Below are 17,320 nucleotides of genomic sequence, written 5' to 3' on the forward strand. Positions count from 1 at the left end.
TCGGATGATTGGATGAAAGCCTTCGGGTTCACGAACGCACGCCGAGGCCGAGGAATTTCACCCGGAAGGCGCGGGTGCAGGACCTGCAGTACCATCCGTGGCTCTCCTCCTCGGTCACGTAGGGCTCCAGGTCCTCGTCGCCGCAGTACGGGCAGTAGAACGGCGCGGCCCGCTCACTCACTTGAGGTCGGCCTCGTCGGCCCGCTGGACCCACTCGGCGAAGGTTTCGCCCTCGTTCTTCTGCTTCTGGAAGTTGCGTACGACCCGCTCGACGTAGTCGGGCAGTTCCTCGGCGGTGGCCTTGAGCCCCCGCACCTTGCGGCCGAAGCTCGGGTTGAGGCCCACGGAGCCGCCCAGATGCACCTGGAAGCCCTCGACCTGCTCGCCCCTGTCGTTGACCACCAGCTGGCCCTTCAGGCCGATGTCGGCCGTCTGGATGCGCGCGCAGGAGTTCGGGCAGCCGTTGACGTTGATCGTCAGCGGCTCGGCGAAGTCGGGCAGGCGCCGCTCCAGCTCGTCGATCAGGGACGAGGCGGTGGCCTTGGTCTCGACGATCGCGAGCTTGCAGAACTCGATCCCGGTGCAGGCCATCGTCTGCCTGCGGAACGTGGACGGGTTCACCTGGAGGTCGGCCGCCTCCAGCTCCGCCACGATCGACTCCACCTTGTCGGCGGCGACGTCGAGGATGACCATCTTCTGCTCGACGGTCGTACGGACCCGGGTGGACCCGTGCCGCTCGGCGATGTCGGCGATGCGGTGCAGCGTGTCGCCGTCCACCCTGCCCACGCGCGGGGCGAAGCCGACGTAGAAGCCGCCGTCCCGCTGGGGGTGGACCCCGACATGGTCGCGCCGGCCGCCACGGGGCGCCTCCGGGGCCGGGCCGTCGGGCAGGGCGTACTTCAGATACTCGGTCTCGAGGACCTGACGGAACTTCTCCGCGCCCCAGTCGTTGACCAGGAACTTGATCCGCGCCCGGTGGCGCAGGCGGCGGTAGCCGTAGTCGCGGAAGATGCCCGCGACCCCGGCCCATACCTCGTGGACCTGCTCGGGCCGTACGAACGCGCCGAGCCGCTTGGCGAACATCGGGTTGGTCGACAGGCCGCCGCCCACCCAGACGTCGAAGCCGTGCTCGCCTTGCTCGTTGACCACGCCGACGAAAGCGACGTCGTTGATCTCGTGGACGGTGCAGTGGGCCGTGCAGCCGCTGATCGCGGTCTTGAACTTGCGCGGCAGGTTGGAGAACGCCTTGTCGCCGATGTACCGGTCGTAGACGTCCTGGATCTGCGGCGTGCCGTCGATCACCTCACCGGCGTCGATCCCGGCCAGCGGGCAGCCGAGGATGACGCGGGGGGTGTCGCCGCACGCTTCGGTGGTGGACAGGCCGACCGCCTCCAGCCGCCGCCAGATGTCCGGCACCGACTCGATGTCGATCCAGTGGAGCTGGATGTTCTGCCGGTCGGTGATGTCGGCGGTGCCCCTGGCGTACTCGTTCGAGATGTCGGCGATCACCCGGAGCTGCTCCAGGCTGAGCTGCCCGCCGTCGATGCGGACGCGCAGCATGAAGTAGCGGTCGTCCAGCTCCTCCGGCTCCAGGATCGCCGTCTTGCCGCCGTCGATTCCGGGCTTGCGCTGGGTGTAGAGGCCGAACCAGCGGAAGCGTCCGCGCAGGTCGGCGGGGTCGATGGAGTCGAACCCGCCCTTCGAGTAGATGTCGATGATCCGCTGGCGGACGTTCAGCCCGTCATCGGCCTTCTTGTTCTCCTCGTTCTTGTTCAGCGGCTCACGGTAACCGAGAGCCCACTGACCTTCGCCACGCGGGCGTTTGTGGTGGCGGTTCGCCGGGCGGGCCGGGGTGCTCATGGGCACACGTCCTTCTCCGAGACTCGGTCTGAGATCGGTGTTCGGCGGGACGCCGGCGCAGGCGGCCTCTCACCTCGCCGTCGAGTGTGAGGGCATACGAAAACGACGCCTGGCCGAGCGCCCGGATGGATTCAGCGGAGGGCGACGGTCAGCCGGCGTCGATACAGATCGCGCTACGGACACGCAGGAGGTCGACGTGGCGTCGCACGACGAGCAACGGGTCCGCTGGCATGTCCCAAACGATACCCCTGGGATCCTGGATGTCCAAGTTCGTGTCCAGGATGCGGGATTACGACAGCGGTGTGACGCCGGGTCGTCACCCCTTGCGCATCCAGTTCTCCGGCGGCTCGGCCTCGTGGTCCTGCTCGTCCGGGTCTTGGTGCTGGCAGTCGCACCAGGAGCCGCCGGGGCAGTCATCGTGCCGATGGTCCGCGCACGCTGTGCAGATCATCTCTCCATTGTTCACGCCCGGTTACGAGAGGATGACAGGGCGCGCGGTGAACTGGCTGCGTAAGGGTTCCTCGCGGCGGCGTGCGGGGAGCCCTATTCTTGGCGGCGACAAACCGCTTCTTGGCGGCGACAATCCGCTCGCAGGTCACGTAGTAAGGGCCCCGGCAGCGGGTAGAGCCCAGTTCTCATGACCGATTGGGTGCCATGACCTCCACGGACGCGCCTTCGCGCAGGCCCCGGCGCAACACGCGCAAGGGCATGACGCTCGCCCGGGCGCGTCTGTCGTGGCTGCGCGGGACGAGCGTATGGTCCCTGGTCAAGGCGACCACCATGGCCGGCGTCAACTACAGGGTGACCGGCCTCGCGGGCGAGGCGGCGTTCTTCGCGCTGCTGTCGCTGCCGCCGTTCGTGCTCGGGCTGCTCGGCGTCATGGGCCACCTCAGCGGGATGCTCGGCCCGGCCGCGATCGCCGAGATCAGGCGCTGGGTCGTGGACCAGTCCGAGCTGCTGTTCACCGACAACACCGTGCAACGGGTCGTCGAGCCGCTGCTCGCCGACGTGCTGAGCGGCGGCCAGGTCTCGCTGATCTCCGTCGGCTTCCTGCTGTCGCTGTGGTCGGGCTCCCGGGCCCTGTTCGTCTACGTGGACCTCATCTCCATCGCGTACGGGCTGGGGGAGAGCAGGGGGATCATCAGGACCCGGGTCCTGTCGTTCGGCCTGTACCTCGCCGCGCTGCTGATAGGGCTGGTCATCATGCCGGTCCTGGTCATCGGGCCCACCCTGCTGTCCGACGCGCTGCCCAAGTACGCCGTGCTCGTCACCGTCCTCTACTGGCCCGTGGTCGTGATCGGCTCGGTGCTGATGCTCACGCTGCTCTACCACGTGAGCGTGCCGCACCGGACGCGATGGTGGCGCGAGACCCCGGGGGCCGTGCTGGCGCTGGTGATCTGGATCGTGTGCGCCACGTTCCTGCGTGAACTGCTGGCGGCATGGTTCACCCCGCTGTCGATCTACGGCTCGCTCGCCGCGCCGATCGCCGTGCTGCTGTGGCTCTACATCACCGCGCTCGCCGTGCTCATCGGGGCGACGCTGAACGCCGAGGTGGACCGGCTCTGGCCGCTCGGCGGCGCCAGCCGGCACGAGCACCATCACCGCAAGTCCGTCAAAGACTGACCCGTCGTCGGCGTCCCCGGGGCGTGCCCGGCTCGCCGGACTGAGGGGGTCGTCCCGCTCCGATAAAGTGGGGAGGTCGCGACTGGCGCTGACGTGCTCCTGCGGGCGCGCGTCGCTGGTGCCGCGACCGCCGGGGTTCGGGCGGGCGAGGCACAGAAGGTGGGGCACCACCGGGGAGCGAATTCGCGGAGGCCGTGCGCCTGGGTCACCGCCGCCGTCGACGTGGAGAAGGAAGGCGCCATGGCTGAGAACTCGCTGAACGTCGTCGATCCCGAGATCGCCGAGCTGATCAGGGCGGAAGAGCGGCGGCAGGCCGACACCGTCAAGCTGATCGCGTCCGAGAACTACGTGTCCAGGGCCGTCCTGGAGGCGACCGGGACCGTCCTCACCAACAAGTACTCCGAGGGATACCCGGGCAAGCGCTACTACGAGGGTCAGCAGGTCATCGACCAGATCGAGACGCTGGCCATCGAGCGGGCCAAGTCGGTCTTCGGCGTGGGCCACGCCAACGTCCAGCCCTACTCGGGCTCGCCCGCCAACCTCGCCGTCTACCTGGCGTTCCTGAACCCGGGCGACACCGTGCTCGGCATGGGCCTGCCGTTCGGCGGTCACCTCACCCACGGCTGGTCGGTGTCCGCCACCGGCAAGTGGTTCAACTCCGTCAAGTACGGCGTGCGCCGCGACACCGGCCGTATCGACATGGACGAGGTGCGCGCGCTGGCGATCGAGCACCGGCCCAAGCTGATCTTCTGCGGCGGCACCGCGATCCCGCGCACGATCGACTTCCCGGCCTTCGCCGAGATCGCCAAGGAGGTCGGCGCGGTGCTGGCGGCCGACATCGCCCACATCGCGGGCCTGGTCGCCGGTGGCGCCCACCCCTCCCCGGTCGGGCACGCGGACGTGATCTCCACGACCACCCACAAGACCCTGCGCGGCCCGCGCGGCGCGATGCTCATGGCGAACTCCGACGAGGTCGCCAAGGCACTCGACAAGGCCGTGTTCCCCGGCCTGCAGGGCGGCCCGCACAACCACACCACCGCCGCCATCGCCGTCGCCCTGCACGAGGCCGCCCAGCCGGAGTTCAAGGCGTACGCCGCGCGGATCGTGCAGAACGCGAAGGCGCTCGCCGACGAGTTGCTCGCCCGCGGCTTCGACCTGGTCTCCGGCGGCACCGACAACCACCTGATCCTGATGGACCTCACGTCCAAGGGCGTCGGGGGCAAGCCGGCGGCGCAGGCGCTCGACCGGGCGGGCCTGGAGACCAACTACAACACCGTGCCGTTCGACCCGCGCAAGCCGTTCGACCCGTCGGGCATCCGCATCGGCACGCCGTCGGTCACCTCGCGGGGGATGGGCGAGGCGGAGATGCGTCAGATCGGCGCGTGGATGGACGAGGTCGTCACCGCGGTGGCCAAGGGCGACGCGGAGGACGTGATCGCACGGGTGCACGGCGAGGTCACCGAGCTCACGAGCCGTTTCCCCGCCCCCGGCCTCTCCTGACCCTCCCAACCACCGTGATCTTGTAGTTTGTCGCAAGAGTGCGGGCAGACCTGCGCACCGCACCCTCGTGATCTTGCAGTTTGTCGCATCGACAGCCGGTGACCTGCGCCTTCCGTGTGCTTGATCTTGCACGAGATGCCGTGACTGCCCACCTGGCCTGCCGATAGTCGCAGCGTGATCTTGCAGCCTCCACCAGACTGCAAGATCACGGGCGCTAAAAGGCCAGGTCGACGACCGATTCGATGAATCCGTGCAAGATCACGACTGCGCTGTTATGTCGTCTACCTGCGCTTTCTCTTCGTTCTGCGACAAACTACAAGATCACGGCAAGGGTGGTGGGGGGATAAATGGGTTGCGGGGGGTGAGTGGAGCGCTGTTAGTGTTCCGTCCGTCGCCGCGACTCGGTGCGGCCAGGACCTGGGAGGTGAGGACTATGCGGGTCTTTCTGACGACCATGCCGTCCGTCAACTCCCGGGTGCCCGCCTAGCCTCTTCTCGCTGGGACACCCGGTTTCCCGAAGGGTGTCACCACCAGTGTCGAACGATCTTTCTCTTCTCGGCTGGCACGAAGGGCTCGCGGAGCAGCTTCCCGACCTGCCCGGCGGTGCCGTGCCCGCGCGTGTGGCGCGGGTCGACCGCGGCGCCGCCGAGGTCATGGCCGCCGACGGAACCCATCAGGCGCGGTTCGCCGCCCCCGTACGCAGGGCCGCGGCGGCCGACCCGCTCGCGCTTCCGTGCGTGGGGGACTGGGTCGCGCTCACCCGGCTCGACATGTCCTCATCCAACGAGGGCCGCTACGAACTGGCGGAGGTGCTGCCCCGCCGTACGGCCTTCATCCGGGGCGGGGTGAGCCGCGACTCACGCGGAGGGCTGTCGGGCGACGGCCAGGGCCAGGTCCTGGCCGCCAACGTCGACGTGGTCTTCGTGGCCGAGCCGTCCATGCACGCGACGGATTTCGCCGATCTCGGCAGGATCGAGCGCCTCGTGGCGCTCGCCTGGGAGAGCGGCGCCCGTCCGGTCGTGCTCGTCACCAAGGCCGACCTCTTCGACCGGGGGCTCGGCGATCTCCTCGCCGACGTCGTGGCGGCGGCGCCGGGCGTCGACGTCCACCCGGTCTGCTCACTCACCGGCGACGGGGTTGACCTGGTGCGCGCCCACCTGGGCGCGGCCGGGACCGCGGTGATCCTCGGCCCGTCTGGCGCGGGCAAGTCGACGCTCGTCAACGCGCTCGCGGGCGCGGAGGTCATGGAGACCCAGCAGGTCAGGGCCGCCGACGGGCGGGGCAGGCACACGACCGTCCACCGGCAGCTCATCCCGCTGCCCGGCGGCGGGCTCGTCATCGACACCCCCGGCATCCGCCGGGTCGGACTGTACGAGATGAGCGAGGGCGTGGGCCTGGTCTTCTCCGACATCGAGGAACTGGCGGAGGACTGCCGGTTCTCCGACTGCCGGCACCGGGAGGAGCCGGGCTGCGCCGTGCTTGCCGCGGTGGAGTCGGGCGAACTGCCCGAAAGGCGGCTGGAGAGCTGGAACCGGCTGCAGCGCGAGGCCGCCTGGATGGCCCGCCGCACGGACGCGCGGCTGCGCGCCGAGGAGACGCGGAAGTGGAAGGTCATCCACAAGCAGATGCGGGGCATCAGCCGCCCCTAGCGGACGGCGGCCACGTCGGGGGCTTCCGCACCCACGGCTCCGGGTATGACCCGGGCGTGAAGACGACGCGGGCACGGCCGCCGTACGCGGGCCGTGCCAGGGCCGGGGCGCTGATCGCCGGGTCGCGCGGGACGCGGGCCCGCGGGACCCGGCGCCGCTCCGGCTGCTCCGGCTGGCCTGTGGCGGCATGCGGTCCCCACCGGTCGCGGCGGGACCCGGCGGGACGGAAGACACCAGAAGGGCGCCCCAATGCGCCGTCCACCTCTACCGGGGGACGGGACGCGGGGCGCCCAGCGGTGACGCGTGTCGGGGAAGGGGGAAACGCTCAGGCGACTGCGCTGATGCCGGCGCTGGCGGCGCGGCGCATACGACGACGACGCTCGGACGCGCGCTCGTCCTCGTTGAGGCCGCCCCACGTGCCGTACTTCTCCGGGCGGGAGAGCGCGTAGTCGAGGCACTCCGCTCGCACAGGACACTGAGCACAGATGGCCTTGGCCTTGCGCTCCCGGATGTCGCGCTCGGGCTGACGCTCACCGTCAGGACCGAAGAACAGCACCAGGTCCTCTCCCCGGCACGCGGCATCATCCTGCCAACCCCAACTGGGGCGCGGGCGGGCGAGCTGCCGACGTACCTGAGACATGAGAAACCACCTTTGGTGAGAGGTATTTCAGTGTTCGTGCCGCTTTGGACGCTTGTGGCGTCCCTCGTGCCAACGCCGGGACAGGCCGTGGTGTTCCCGGCTCCGGCAGGAGACCTCAGGTCAGGACCGGTGTGAGCTCGCTCAGCCCGGCCAACCTGTAGGTCGGGATTCCGTCGGCGCAGGTCATCCCGCACGGCGCCGTGAGCACCGCGGGTTCGACCACGACTCGGAACCGTGACGTCCCACGCTCCGTCGTGCGCCGCACGACGCAGATCGTGGTGTCGTCAACCGACCGGGAGGATTCCACGGCCACCCCGCCGACCGAGATCTCGCCGGTATGCGCCCGGACGAAGTGCTCGGCGGCCTGCAGTGGCTCAGGGATACCCGCGCGTCCCCGGAAACGGTCGAGTACGACCTCGCCGTGCCGGTACGCGTTTGCCGCCGCGATCGCAGCAGCCTGAGACATGCTGCCGTAGTAAAGCCCGTGTGGCAAGCATACGAGGTTGGCGGCGTATCGGTCGCCGCCGACATGTGTGGTTTCCCACACTTCGCCGGGCAGGTTCTCGTCCAGGAACCGGGCCAGCGGGAGTCCGAGACGCGCACAGCACGCGTTGTGCCGGCCGTGCGTGCAGACCAGGTACATCGGCTCGTTCACCAGTATGCAGGACTCCGGCACCACTCCGTGCACGAGTGCGCCCAGGTCAAGATCGTCGGGGCGCTCCAGGAAGCCCTCCGCGAGCCACGGCTCGTCGACCGCGGCGGCGGCGAGGTAGACGTGCAGGGGGCCCGTACGGGCCTCCCGGCGGCCAGGACGGCGGATCAGCTGCGGCCGGATGTCCAGTGCCCTGGCGCGGGAAATGAGCCGGTGGACGTCCTCGGGCAGCCGGCACTCCTCCAGCTCCGCGGCCCAGGGCCCGGCGTGCTCGATGAGCAGCCAGAACCGGCCCTTTCTGGTCGCGCTCGCCAGGATCGGCGCCTCCCCCGAGTGGCAGGCGGCGGGGTGCTCGCACCCGTTGGCCATCCGGTCCCGTCCCTCTCTCACGTTTCTTAGGTAAGACTTACCTTAGCGAGTCGCGCGAGGGGGTGCCGAGTCGGGGCTGTAAATCTCTGTCAAATCCGGAATGCCCCGATAGTGAGGTGAGCGTCCGAATCCGGGGATTCAAGGACGCCGGAACCGCCCGGGGACCGGCGGTGCGCACGCGGGCGTGCGTCAGGAGTAGGTGAGGGCGGCCTCCGCCGCGGGGAGGGCCGCCGCCCGGTCCTCCGCCACCAGGCCGATCCTCGTCCGCCGGTCCAGCAGATCGGCCGCGTCCAGCGCGCCCTCGTGGCGTACGGCCCACACCAGTTCGGCCCGGGTGATCCCCAGCGCCACCGGCTCGGCCAGCGCGGGGTCCCTGCGCATCAGGTCGCGTAGCGCCCAGGCCTCCGAGCCGTACCTGCGGGCCAGCCGCCCGGGCGTGCCCGGCCGCACCGGCCCCGCGCCGACGAGGGGCAGCCGCGCCGTACGGCTCGCGCGCGCCTGCGGGCACGCGGCGTCGACCGCGTCCTCGGCCATCCGCCGATAGGTGGTGAGCTTCCCGCCCACGACCGTCACGACGCCGTCCCGCGCGCGCAGGACGGCGTGGCGGCGGGACAGGTCGGCGGTGGTGGCCTTGGCGCCGGCCGCGCCGGTCGTGTCGGCCGTCTCCACCAGGGGCCGCAGCCCGGCGAAGGCGCCGGCGACGTCAGCGCGGGACAGCGGGCGGTCCAGCGCGGTCCCGAGCACGTCGAGCAGGAACGCGATGTCGCTCTCCGGCGCCTCGGGGACGTCGGGGACGGGGCCGTCCAGCGGTTCGTCGGTCAGCCCGGCGTAGACGCGGCCGTCGGCCTGGGGGAGCACCAGCGCGAAGCGGGCGCGCTCGCCGGGGATCGGCACGTGCAGCCCCGCGCGCAGCGCGCCGAGCGCCCCGGGGCGCAGCACGAGATGCGTGCCACGCGAGGGGCGCAGCGCGACCGACGACGTCAGCTCGCCTGCCCACACGCCAGTCGCGTTGATCACCGCGCGGGCCCGGATGTCGAACTCCTCGCCGGTCAGCCCGTCACGGACCCGGGCGCCGTCCCCCGTCAGCGTCAGCACCCGGCAGCGGGTGAGGATCCGCGCGCCGTGGGCGGCGGCCGTACGCGCCAGCGCGACGACCAGGCGGGCGTCGTCCACGACCCGGCCGTCCCACGACAGCAGCGCGCCGCGCAGGCCGTCCTCGCGCAGGGCGGGCGCGAGCGTGCGCGCCCGCTCCGCCCCCAGCCGGGAGGGCCCGGGCAGCAGCCGGCGCGGCGTGCCCGCGGCGGCCCGCAGCGCGTCGCCCAGGCGGTAGCCCGTCATGAGGGTCGCGGCCCCCGCCCTGGAGACGGCCGGCGTCAGCGGCAGCAGGTACGGATGGGCGGAGACCAGGTGCGGCGCGGTGAAGCGCAGCAGGGCGTCGCGCTCCACGGCGCTCTCCCAGGCCACGCCGACCTGTCCGCTCGCGAGGTAGCGCAGCCCTCCGTGGATCAGCTTCGAGCTCCACCGGGAGCTGCCGAACGCCAGGTCGTGGGCGTCCACGGCGGCCACGGACAGCCCGCGTGAGGCGGCGTCGAGCGCCGCTCCCGCCCCCGTCGCCCCCAGGCCGACCACGAGCACGTCGACGACCTCGGCGCGTGCTTCGCCGAGCTCCCACAGCCGCCGTGAGGCGTTCAGTGAGGAGTTCATGTCCCCTCCACTACTCGCGCATTACCCTGGAGTAACCTACCTGGAGGCGTGACGGTGAAGGAAACCCCTCTCACTCCCGCGGAACCCATGCTCTGGTCGGGCTGGGGCGATCCCGCGAAGGCCGCCGAGCTTCCCGCGCCGGTGCGCGGCCTGCTCGGCGATCTCCTCGGCGTACGGGCGCCCGCCGCGCCGGCGGCGACGTTCGGCGAGGTGCGGCTGCCGGCGGCGGCGCTGCCGCCGCCCGTGCAGGCCGCGCTGGCCGCGATCGTGGGAGACGAGCACGTGCGGGCCGACGACGACGCCCGCATCCGGCACACCCGGGGCAAGTCCACCCCCGACCTGCTGCTGATGCGCGCGGGGGACGCCTCGGACGCACCCGACGCCGTCGTGCTCCCCGGCTCCCACGACGAGGTGGCCGCCGTGCTGCGCCTGTGCGCGGAGCACCGGGTGGCCGTGGTGCCGTTCGGCGGGGGCACCTCGGTGGTCGGCGGGCTCGTGGCGGCCCGGCGCGGCTTCGCGGGCGTGGTCGCGCTCGACCTGGCCAGGCTCGACCGGCTCGTCTCCGTCGACCCCGTGTCCATGATCGCGGAGCTGGAGCCGGGCCTGCGCGCGCCACAGGCCGAGCGGCTGCTCGCGGAGCACGGGCTGACGCTCGGGCACTTTCCCCAGTCGTACGAGTACGCGACGCTCGGCGGGTTCGCGGCGGCCAGGTCAAGCGGTCAGGCATCGGCGGGCTACGGCAGGTTCGACGACATGGTGGCCGGCATGACCGTCGCGACGCCCAGGGGCGCCCTGGAGATCGGCCGCGCGCCCCGATCGGCCGCCGGGCCCGACCTGCGCCAGGTGTTCCTGGGCTCGGAGGGCGCCTTCGGAGTGATCACCTCGCTGCGGCTGAGGGTGCACCGCGCCCCGGCCGTCAGGGCGTACGAGGGCTGGCGGTTCGAGAGCTTCACGGCGGGGACGGCGGCCATGCGGCGGCTCGCGCAGGAGGGCAGGCCCCCCACGGTGCTGCGGCTGTCGGACGAGACCGAGACCATGGTGGGGCTGGCGAAGCCCACCGATCTCGGAGCGGCGGGCCGCGACTCCGGGTGCCTGCTGGTGGCGGGCTACGAGGGTGACACGTGCGACGTGGCGCACCGGCGGGAGCGGGCCGCGGCCGTGCTGGCCGAGGAGGGCGGCGTCCACCTGGGGCCTGAGCCGGGGGAGAAGTGGGCGCAGGGCCGTTTCTCCGCGCCTTATCTGCGCGACTCGCTGCTGGCCGCGGGGGCGACGGTCGAGACGCTGGAGACGGCCGGCTTCTGGTCGGATCTGCCCCGCCTGTACGACGCCGTACGGCTCGCCCTGCTGGGTGCGCTGGGCTCGCCGCTGGTCATGTGTCACATCTCCCACGTCTACGCCACGGGGGCCTCGCTGTACTTCACCGTGGTGACCGCGCAGACCGGCGACCCGCTCGCGCAGTGGGCGGCGGCCAAACGCGCCGCGAACGAGGCGATCGTGCGGGCGGGCGGCACGATCTCGCACCACCACGGCGTCGGCCGCGACCACCGCGAGGCGTACGCCGAGGAGATCGGCGACCTGGGCGTCGAGATCCTGCGGGGGATCAAGGAGCGGCTCGACCCCGCGGGGATCCTCAACCCGGGCGTGCTGATCCCCTGAACCGGTCGCCGCACCCCGCGAGGGCTCCTCGCGGGGTGCGGCACAGTTCGGGCAAACGCCGTCGGCCGAGGGGCCGGGAACGCCAAAATTGTTCCCATGATCGATGTGGGCGCGGCCGCCGCGCGAGGCAAGCAGGTCTCCTCACGGGTGTCGCAGGCCGGAGCGGGCTGGGACTGCCAGGAGATCGGCTCCTTCCAGGCGCTGCGGCCCGACCAGGACTCCTTCAGCTGGCTGAATCCCGCGACGCTGTGGCGCTCGCGCAACGAGGTGCTCGCCCAGTTGTTCGGCGACCCGTCGCCCCGGGTGCGCCGCCGCTGGGTGGCCTCGCAGCGCGAGCGCGGCGTCGACGAGGACTTCCGGGTGCGCCTCGACCTGGGCGAGGAGTTCACGTTCCTGCTGCTCGGAGACACCGGGGAGGGCGACGCCTCGCAGTACTCGGTGGTGCCAGGCCTGCTCAAGCTCGGCCAGGGCACCGCGTTCGCGGTCATCGCGAGCGACGTGATCTACCCGACCGGCGCGGGCGACGAGTATCGCGACAAGTTCTTCCGGCCGTACAAGGACTATCCGGCTCCGATCTTCGCGGTGCCCGGCAACCACGACTGGTACGACGGGCTGGGCGGCTTCATGCGGGTCTTCTGCGACGCCCGCCCCCTGTCCGCCGAGAGCCGGGGGTTCCGGCTGTCGCCCGGCGGGCTGCGCGGGCTGCTGTGGAAGAAGCCGGAGGCGATCGACGAGGCGGCGCTCGCCGAGGCCAGGAAGATGCGGCCCGATCCAGGCCCGGCGCTGCCGGGGCCCTACTGGGTGCTCGACACCGGCCGCCTGCTGCTCGTGGGGATCGACACCGGCATCAAGGGCGCGCTCGACCGCGAGCAGGGCGAGTGGCTGCGCCGGGTCTCCGCCGACCCGCGGCCGAAGATCCTGATCACCGGCAAGCCGATCTACGTGAACAACGACTACCACCCGTGCCCGATCGAGGGCGGCGGCACGGTGGACGACGTCGTGCGTGACCCGGCGAACAACTACGTCGCGGCGATCGGCGGCGACGTCCACAACTACCAGCGCTATCCCGTGCGGGTGGACGGGCGGCTCATCCAGTACGTGGTGTCCGGGGGCGGCGGGGCGTTCATGCACGCCACCCACACCATCCCCCGGGTGGACGTGGCGGGCGTGCACGAGGACGACTTCAAGTGCTATCCGCTGCGCGGCGACTCGCTGTCGTTCTACAGCCTGCTCTACAGCAGGAGGCTGCGGATGCGCGGGCTCTACATCACCCCGGAGGAGGGGCTGGCCCTCATGTCCCGGCGGATCGGCAACACCCCGCCCCGGCCCACGCCGGGAGCGCCGACCGGCGCGCGGGTGAGGTGGGCGGCCCGCCTGCTCGGCGGCTGGCCGATGCCGTTCCGCCTGCCCGTCGGCCGGGTCTTCCACCGGTACATCTCCGAACTGTCCGACTGGGACACCCCGCCCTTCTTCAAGAGCTTCCTCCACCTGTCGGTCACCGGGGACACGCTCCGGCTGCGCTGCTTCGCCGCCACGGGCTGCCTGCCGCAGGAGGAGGAGCCCCCGCTGGAGGACGAGGTCGAGATCCCGCTCTGACCTCCGTACGGGCGCCCTCGCGGGCGGCGGAACCCGCGCCGGGGCCGCAGGGGGTGGGCGGGGTGAGCCGCCGGTGGGTGAACTGTCGGTGGCGCCTGGCACGCTGGTGGGGTGCACGTTGTGGTGGCGGCCGACGCCGAGGGAGGCGGGACGATCCGGCCCCTCGGCGAGCACGGGCACCCCGGGCATCCCGGCCGGCCCGGGGAGCGTGCTCCCGAGGCGCTCGCCGCCGGGTTACCGGAAGACCGCGCGCGGCCGGAAGACCGCGCGGGTCATTCCGGCGCACCCCAGGGTCCGGCCGCGCGGCCACCGGCGAACGGCGGGCCAGGGCCCAGGGTCCCGCTGCCCGGCCTCGCGGCGGCCGTGTGGTCCCTGGAGGCCGCCGAGCGGCCCCGCTGGGTGTGGGCCGACGCGCGCCGCGTCTACCCGGCGCTGCTGTCCGCCGGCGTACGGCTCTCGCGCTGCCACGACGTCGCGCTGACCGAGGGACTGCTCCTGGCGGCCGACGGCCGTCACGGAGAGCCCAGACAGGTCAGGGCGGCCTACGCGCGCCTGCACGGCCTTCCCGTGCCCGACGACCCCCACGAGCCCGCGGAGGCGCACCAGGCGGGCGGCACGCAGGGCAGCCTGTTCGAGCCCGCGCCGTCCGGGGATGGCGTGCCGGAGGCCGACATGGTCGCCGAGGTGTTCGAGGACCAGCGCCGCCGCATCGCGCGCACGGCCGATCCCGCGCGGTTCCGGCTGCTCGTCGCCGCGGAGTCGGCCGGCGCGCTGATCGCCGCGGAGATGGCCCACGACGGCATGCCGTGGCGCGAGGACGTCCACGACGCGCTGCTGACCGAGCTGCTCGGCCCGCGCCCCGCCCACGGCATGCGGCCCGCCAAGCTCCAGACGCTGGCCGACGAGGTGTCCGCCGCCTTCGGCCATCTCGTCAACCCCGACTCGCCGCAGCAGCTCGTCAGGGCGTTCAAGACGGCGGGGATCGAGGTCCCGTCCACCCGCTCACACGTGCTGAAGACGGTCGACCATCCGGCCGTCGCGCCGCTGCTCGCGTACAAGGAGCTGGCCCGGCTGCACAGCTCCCACGGCTGGACCTGGGCCGCGCAGTGGGTCGGCGGCCACCGCTTCCGCGCCGAGTACGTCGTGGGCGGGGTGGTGAGCGGCAGGTGGGCCACCAGCGGCGGCGGTGCGCTGCAGATCCCCAAGGTGATGCGCAGGGTCGTGGTGGCCGACGACGGCTGGACGCTCGTGGTGGCCGACGCCGCGCAACTCGAGCCCAGGGTGCTGGCCGCGCTGTCCGGCGACCGCGGGCTCGCGCGGGCCGCCGGGGAGATCGACCTGTACGCCGCGCTGGCCCAGGCGTTCGGCGGGGCCCGCGAGTCCGCCAAGATCGCGATGCTGTCCGCGATGTACGGCGGCACCAGCGGCGACGCCTCCATGCTGCTGGCGGTCATGCGGCAGCGGTTCCCGAAGGCGTACGCGTTCGTGGAGGACGCGGCCCGAGCGGGGGAGGAGGGGCGGCTGGTGCGCTCGTGGCTCGGCCGCACCTGCCCGCCCCCGTCGGAGCGGTGGCGGCGCCTGGTGGCCGGTCCCGAGGGAGCCAGGGCGGCCAGGGACCGGGGCAGGTTCACCCGCAACTTCGTCGTGCAGGCCACGGCGGCGGAGTGGGCGCTGACGCTCCTCGCGGTGCTGCGGGGGCTCCTGCCCGGCGAGGCGAGGCTGGTGTTCTTCCAGCACGACGAGGTGATGGTGCACTGCCCGCTCGGCCTCGCGGACGAGGTCCGCGAGGCGGTCGGGCGCGCGGCGGAGGAGGCGACCCGCCTGCTGTTCGGCGACACCGAGGTCCGCTTCCCGATGCAGGCGGTGGCGGTGGGCTGCTACGCCGACGCCAAGTGAGCGGGCCGCCCGGCCTCGGGGATCAGACGGAGCGGAAGGTGCTCCAGAGGGCCTGCCGCACCGCCGCGGCGGACTCGTTCCAGTCGAAGTCGGGCGAGGCGAACATGACCGCGTAGGCGCGCCCGCCGTCCGTCTCCAGATAGCGGATGACGGCGTGGACGGTGACCTCGTCGGCGTTGGTGTAGGTGTACTCCCAGTCGGCCGCGGGGTAGTGGTAGTCCACCTGCCGCAACTGGATCTGCGTGTAGTCGGTGAAGTCCCTGATGTCGAGGTTCCGCTCGGCGGCGCGCAGCGCCGAGAGGCCGCCGTCCGGGATCCTCTTGATCGTGATGCTCTGCCCGCTGTCCTTCGGGCCCGTGAGCCTGACGACCCCGTCGTCCTGGGCGGAGGACCAGGTCTTCGGCACCGCCAGCGACACGCCGCCCTCGGTCACCTGACGGTAGCCCTCGGGCACGCGTGCGGCCGGGCGCTCGGCCGTACGGCTGCCCGACGAGGACGCCGCGGACCTCGTGGCGTCAGGCCGGGCGGCGGCGGTGTCGTCGTCAGGGCCGCCCGGCAGCAGCACGAACACGATCGCGACGATCACCGCGACGACGGCCACGCCGGCGACGATGGGGAGGAGCTTCGACCGGCCGTCGCGGCCGGCGCCGTCGTCGGCCCGCTCCTTGCGCCTGCGCCCCACCCCGGGCCGGTGCGGGCCCGTGGTCTCCGCCGCGGGTGCCGGGCCGGCCGCCTGCGACGGGCCGGTCGGCTGGGAGGGCGCGGCGTACCGCCCCTGCCGCCGTGGCGGCTGCGCGGGCGCGCCCAGATCCCCTGGCATGTCGCCCGAGGTGGGCGTCGGCCACATGGCCTCCCTCGGCCGTTCGGGCGCGTGCGTCGACCCCGAGGGGGACGACAGCGGGTCGAAGGCCGCGTCGGGGGAGTGCGCCTGCCCGAAGGCGGACGCGGGCCCGAAAGCGCCGGGAGGCTCGTACGCGGGCTCGTCCGGCCGGACGCCCACCGAGTGGGGTTCCGCGGGGCGCGCGGCGGCACCGCCGGGCAGGCTCTCGGCCGTGAGCGGCACCCGCACCGGCCCTGAGGGCGTCTCGATGATGCGCGAGGGCACCGGCCCCGAGGGGAAGTCGAGCGGCGGCAGCAGGCCCGCGGGCGTGGAGTCCTGCGGGGTCGGCACCGTGGACGGCGTCCCCGCCCGGCCGGGCAGCCCGGCGCCGTGGCTGTGCAGCACGCGCTCCAGCATCTCCGCGACCTGCGCGGCCGGAAGCCGGTCCGCCGGGTTCTTGCGCAGCAGCCCTTCGATGACCGGCAGCAGGGCCCCCGCCCGGCGCGGCCGGTTGGGCTCCTGCGTCAGCACCGCGCCGAGCACGGCGACCGCGTCCGGCCCTTCGTACGGCGGGCGGCCCTCCACGGCGGCGTACAGCGTCGCGCCGAAGGACCACAGGTCGGCGGCGTGGGTGATCGGGCGGCCCTGCAGGCGCTCCGGCGGGATGTACGCGGGAGAGCCCATCAGCAGCCCGGTCTGCGTGATCGTCACGTCGCCCTCGATGGCGGCGATGCCGAAGTCGGTGAGCACCACGCGGTCGGCGGTGAGCAGCACGTTGCCGGGCTTCACGTCCCGGTGGAGGATGCCGGCGGCGTGGGCGTGGCGCAGCGCGTCGAGCACCCGGATGCCGATCTCGGCGGCCTGCACGACCGGCAGGGGCCCGCTCTGCCGCACGGCCTGCTCAAGGGACCAGGCGCGGACCAGTTCCATGACGATCCACGGCCGCCCGTCCTCCTCCACGACGTCGTGGACGGTGACGATGCCGGGATGGCTGAGCCGGGCGGCCGAACGCGCCTCACGCAGCATCCGCCGATGCGCGGTCTGCGCGCCCGAGTGGTCGAGCCCGAACGGCAGGAGCAGCTCCTTGACCGCGACGTCTCGGTCGAGCAGCACGTCGTGGGCGTGCCAGACCATCCCCATGCCGCCGCGCCCCACCGGGGACAGCAGCCGGTAGCGCCGGCCGACGAGACGTCCCTGCCCTTCGGGCACGCCCCCGGAGGGGGCTCGGCCCATGGGCCCCTGACCCTCTGGCATAGGGGGGACCATACCGAGCAGGTGATCCGTCGTCATAGATAAGGTCCCCAATTCACGCTCGATCCGCAGGATCCCCCGCTCGGACCGTGCGAATTGCATCG

Annotated in this window: 14 protein-coding genes; 6 read left to right on the forward strand and 8 right to left on the reverse strand. The window is 72.4% G+C overall.

Features of this window, described 5'->3' with window-relative positions:
* Positions 1-28 precede the first annotated feature (28 nt).
* From HHX31_RS18220 to HHX31_RS35170, 4 genes are all read right to left on the reverse strand, one after another.
* Entirely contained in the window at positions 29-181 is a 153-nt protein-coding gene (locus HHX31_RS18220) for an Insertion element protein (RefSeq protein ID WP_169949482.1), read from the reverse strand.
* A complete protein-coding gene (locus tag HHX31_RS18225) occupies positions 178-1,860 on the reverse strand; it encodes a nitrite/sulfite reductase (RefSeq protein ID WP_169949483.1) in 1,683 nt (560 codons plus the stop codon). The genes HHX31_RS18220 and HHX31_RS18225 overlap by 4 nt, the downstream gene beginning before the upstream one ends.
* A 148-nt stretch (positions 1,861-2,008) precedes the next feature.
* On the reverse strand, positions 2,009-2,092 hold the full coding sequence (locus HHX31_RS35970; RefSeq protein ID WP_357054749.1) for a putative leader peptide: 84 nt from the start codon (positions 2,090-2,092) through the stop codon (positions 2,009-2,011).
* A gap of 84 nt (positions 2,093-2,176) precedes the next feature.
* Complete coding sequence (locus HHX31_RS35170) at positions 2,177-2,311, reverse strand: hypothetical protein (RefSeq protein ID WP_283244534.1); 135 nt, start codon at positions 2,309-2,311, stop codon at positions 2,177-2,179.
* A gap of 203 nt (positions 2,312-2,514) precedes the next feature.
* Here HHX31_RS35170 and HHX31_RS18230 point away from each other — a divergent pair, with 203 nt between their 5' ends.
* The 3 genes from HHX31_RS18230 to rsgA all read left to right on the forward strand — a co-directional run bounded on the left by HHX31_RS18230 (position 2,515) and on the right by rsgA (position 6,632).
* Positions 2,515-3,483: a YihY/virulence factor BrkB family protein gene (locus tag HHX31_RS18230; protein WP_169949484.1), complete on the forward strand. Its 969-nt coding sequence runs from the start codon at positions 2,515-2,517 to the stop codon at positions 3,481-3,483.
* Between the two features lie 240 nt (positions 3,484-3,723).
* Positions 3,724-4,983 (forward strand): serine hydroxymethyltransferase, encoded by a 1,260-nt coding sequence (glyA, locus tag HHX31_RS18235; RefSeq protein ID WP_169949485.1) that lies wholly within the window; start codon positions 3,724-3,726, stop codon positions 4,981-4,983.
* Between the two features lie 533 nt (positions 4,984-5,516).
* A complete protein-coding gene (rsgA, locus tag HHX31_RS18240) occupies positions 5,517-6,632 on the forward strand; it encodes a ribosome small subunit-dependent GTPase A (protein ID WP_311931980.1) in 1,116 nt (371 codons plus the stop codon).
* A 325-nt stretch (positions 6,633-6,957) separates the two neighbouring features.
* Here the strand turns inward: rsgA and HHX31_RS18245 are convergent, their stop codons facing one another.
* The 3 genes from HHX31_RS18245 to HHX31_RS18255 all read right to left on the reverse strand — a co-directional run bounded on the left by HHX31_RS18245 (position 6,958) and on the right by HHX31_RS18255 (position 9,997).
* Positions 6,958-7,272, reverse strand: coding sequence for a WhiB family transcriptional regulator (locus tag HHX31_RS18245; protein WP_076434697.1), 315 nt, complete (start codon positions 7,270-7,272; stop codon positions 6,958-6,960).
* A gap of 115 nt (positions 7,273-7,387) precedes the next feature.
* Positions 7,388-8,314, reverse strand: a complete 927-nt coding sequence (locus HHX31_RS18250; protein ID WP_311931982.1) for a sucrase ferredoxin — start codon at positions 8,312-8,314, stop codon at positions 7,388-7,390.
* A 168-nt stretch (positions 8,315-8,482) separates the two neighbouring features.
* Positions 8,483-9,997 (reverse strand): glycerol-3-phosphate dehydrogenase/oxidase, encoded by a 1,515-nt coding sequence (locus tag HHX31_RS18255; RefSeq protein WP_169949487.1) that lies wholly within the window; start codon positions 9,995-9,997, stop codon positions 8,483-8,485.
* An 87-nt stretch (positions 9,998-10,084) separates the two neighbouring features.
* Between HHX31_RS18255 and HHX31_RS18260 the strand changes: the two genes are divergently transcribed.
* The 3 genes from HHX31_RS18260 to HHX31_RS18270 all read left to right on the forward strand — a co-directional run bounded on the left by HHX31_RS18260 (position 10,085) and on the right by HHX31_RS18270 (position 15,145).
* The gene (locus HHX31_RS18260) at positions 10,085-11,653 is read left to right on the forward strand and encodes an FAD-binding oxidoreductase (RefSeq protein ID WP_169949616.1); all 1,569 of its coding nucleotides are present in this window, start codon (positions 10,085-10,087) and stop codon (positions 11,651-11,653) included.
* Positions 11,654-11,749: 96 nt separating this feature from the next.
* A complete protein-coding gene (locus HHX31_RS18265) occupies positions 11,750-13,249 on the forward strand; it encodes a metallophosphoesterase (protein ID WP_169949488.1) in 1,500 nt (499 codons plus the stop codon).
* A 111-nt stretch (positions 13,250-13,360) separates the two neighbouring features.
* Entirely contained in the window at positions 13,361-15,145 is a 1,785-nt protein-coding gene (locus tag HHX31_RS18270; RefSeq protein WP_396711223.1) for a bifunctional 3'-5' exonuclease/DNA polymerase, read from the forward strand.
* Positions 15,146-15,167: 22 nt separating this feature from the next.
* On the opposite strand, the gene HHX31_RS33705 is transcribed toward HHX31_RS18270, so the two are convergent.
* Positions 15,168-17,219 carry a serine/threonine-protein kinase gene (locus HHX31_RS33705; RefSeq protein WP_249346107.1) on the reverse strand — a complete coding sequence of 684 codons (2,052 nt, stop codon included), beginning with the start codon at positions 17,217-17,219 and terminating at the stop codon, positions 15,168-15,170.
* Between the last annotated feature and the right edge of the window lie 101 nt (positions 17,220-17,320).

The sequence above is a fragment of the Microbispora sp. H11081 genome (assembly GCF_012999535.1).
Lineage (GTDB): Bacteria > Actinomycetota > Actinomycetes > Streptosporangiales > Streptosporangiaceae > Microbispora.